Here is a 2,624-nt window from a genome sequence, read left to right as displayed (position 1 = left end):
TGGTGCAGCCGCTTCTTGGCGGCTTCGATCCACGAGTTGAGGCCATAGCGCTCCCAACACCTGACCTTGACCAGCACAACCCACGCGGCTTGCACGAACAGCGTGCGCAGGTAGCGATTGCCGCGCCGTGATATGCTGCCGAGGATCGTGCGGTCGCCGGTCGAGATCTGCTTCGGCACCAGTCCAAGCCAGGCGCCGAAGTCGCGGCCTTTCGAGAACACGTCTCCAGTGCCGATCGCGGCCACCATTGCGCTCGAGATGATCGGGCCAATGCCAGGCACCGTCATCAGTCGCTGGCAGGCCTCATCTTGATGGGCGAGTGTTTCGATCTCGCTCGAGAGCCCCTCGATGCGCGCATCCAGCCGGCGCCAGTCGTCCGCCAGACCCTCGACGATGCGCAACATGCGAGGCGAGAGCACATCGGTGCGAGTTGCCAAGAGACCCGGCAACTCGAACCGCAGGGAATGCGGGCCTTGCCGCACGGCGATGCCTCGCTCCAGCAGGAACGCACGGATCTGATTGATGACGCCGGTACGCTGACCGACCAATCGCTCGCGGACCCGGTGCAGGGCCTGAAGGTCGAGCTGATCGGCGGTCTTGGTCGCGACGAATTTCATGGTCGGGCGTTGGACCGCCTCCGTGATGGCTTCCGCATCCCGGAAGTCATTCTTCTGTCCCTTCGAATACGGGCGCACGTATTTCGCCGGCATCAGGCGGGCGTCGTGGCCAAGCAGTTGGAGTTTGCGGCTGAGATGATGGGCGCCGACGCAGGCCGCCATCCCGATCAAGCACGGCGGCAGGTTGGCGAGCCGCGCTTCGACCTGTCCGCGTGACCACTTCTGCCGCAGCACGATGACACCGCGGTGATTCTGGCCGACGATGTGGAACGAGTTCTTGCCGATATCGATGCCGATCACGGTGATCGCGGCGTTGAGTTTCTGAGACATGGCGTGCTCCTCGTCTTGAGCGCCCCTTGCCAGCTTCTCGTACTGGCAGGGACGGAGCACGGCCGGACCATCCCATTCTGATGTCCCCAGTCAAGTACACAGCGCACGGTTTCCCGTCTCCACGAGGACTCGTCGTGAAGTTCTTGCACTGATGGATCGTGCAGAGGAGAAGGCGGGACCCAAAGACGTCGGTGAACAGGCTCTGATGCGCGGGTTGGATACCGCATTTCCGTTTTTTCGTCTGGGGCTGTCCCTGGTCTAGCGTCGGGCGTCGATCGGATGATCGGCCACATAATGGGTTTCAGGAATTCCCCTGCCGTGGTCCCGCCTTCACTTCTGCACGATTGATGTCTGCGACTATGCCCCCGATTCTGATTGCAACGGAGGGAGCTGTGGGCCGGTCGAGCGCACCACACGACTCGAGCGGTCCACAGCTCCCGGGCGACGTTACGCCTGTCGATGTGCCAAGAGCTCGCGATTGATCGCCCAAATGAAGGCGGATAGCTCGCGGGCAATCGCCGTGGCGATTACAGTTCGTCGCTTGCCCTTCCGCTCGAGTGACCGGAAGCGCCCGCACAGTCTGGTTTGCGCTTTCCACGCAATCTCGCGCACGCGCTTCGGTGCGGCCTCCACCCTTGGCTGCTTGTCTCGGCTCACGCGCGGCGGATATCGATAGCTCCAGGCCGCTTCGACAAGAAGACGTCGCGCCCGTCCATTACCGGCCTTCGTGATGCCGCCGCGCTTAACCTTGTCACCGGTCGAGCTTTCTGAGGGCACGAGACCCAGATAGCCCATCAGCTCGCGCGGGTTTTGAAAGCGGGAGAGATCGCCGATCTCGGCCAACACCCCCACAGCGGCTATGAGATCAATCCCACGCACCGCCTGCAGGGCCGCGACGACCTCGGAGAGCGACCACTCGGGCACCACTTCGCGGATAGCATTTTCCAAACGCTCCACGCGCTCGCTTTCCTGGCGTATTCCCTCGAGCAGCTCTTCGAATGCGATGCGCTGCTCGCGGTGCTCGATCGTCTGCTCCATCAGCCACCTCATGTGGGCTGGTCCCCACGTTGTCTTGCCCGGATAGATGCGTCCCAGCCTCAGCATCAATGATGAGATCTGTTGACGCTTGCCCTGGAGGTCCTTCTTCACTGCCTGACGGGCGCGCGAGAGATCGCGCATAGCCTCATGGCGCTCGTCCGGCACCCATACCGCGGTAAGCTCATCCGCGCGCAACAGCTTGGCGAGGCTTACCGCATCGCGCCGGTTCGTCTTCACTCGATCGCCGGCCTTCTTCGGAACGAGCGAGGGGGCGACCACTAGGCAGTCATGGCCGAGGCTCTTGAGCAGTCTGTAGAGGCCATATCCTGTCGGCCCTGCTTCGTAGCAAAACGTCAACTGACAGCATTTCGCTGCAAGCTTTGCCACGAGCTTTCGGATCGCTGCCTCCGTAGCAGGAAACTCCCCCAGATACCGGACCTCGCCGCCACGGCCGCTATCAGCAATTGCTACCGCATTACGCAATTTTGACGTATCGATTCCGACAAAGGCCTCGGTATGATGACCCACGACTCGCCCTCCTTGTTTGAGGCTCTGCCCAGTCCATCCGGGCAACCCTCGTTGCAACATCGAGGGTGAGTCGCCTCATTTTGTGGAGGGGACATACAGTCTAGCGGATCT

General features: G+C 62.0%; 2 protein-coding genes. Both read right to left on the bottom strand.

Features of this window, described 5'->3' with window-relative positions:
- Positions 1 to 947, bottom strand: a 947-nt coding sequence (locus AC629_RS44215) for an IS110 family RNA-guided transposase (protein WP_084810810.1), incomplete at its 3' end; no start/stop codon positions are given.
- Positions 948 to 1,394: 447 nt separating this feature from the next.
- Positions 1,395 to 2,513: an IS110 family RNA-guided transposase gene (locus AC629_RS44210; RefSeq protein WP_084810811.1), complete on the bottom strand. Its 1,119-nt coding sequence runs from the start codon at positions 2,511 to 2,513 to the stop codon at positions 1,395 to 1,397.
- Positions 2,514 to 2,624: the final 111 nt, after the last annotated feature.

Source organism: Bradyrhizobium sp. NAS80.1, from assembly GCF_001908205.1.
Taxonomy (GTDB): domain Bacteria; phylum Pseudomonadota; class Alphaproteobacteria; order Rhizobiales; family Xanthobacteraceae; genus Bradyrhizobium.
This window is presented reverse-complemented; position numbering and strand designations above follow the sequence as displayed.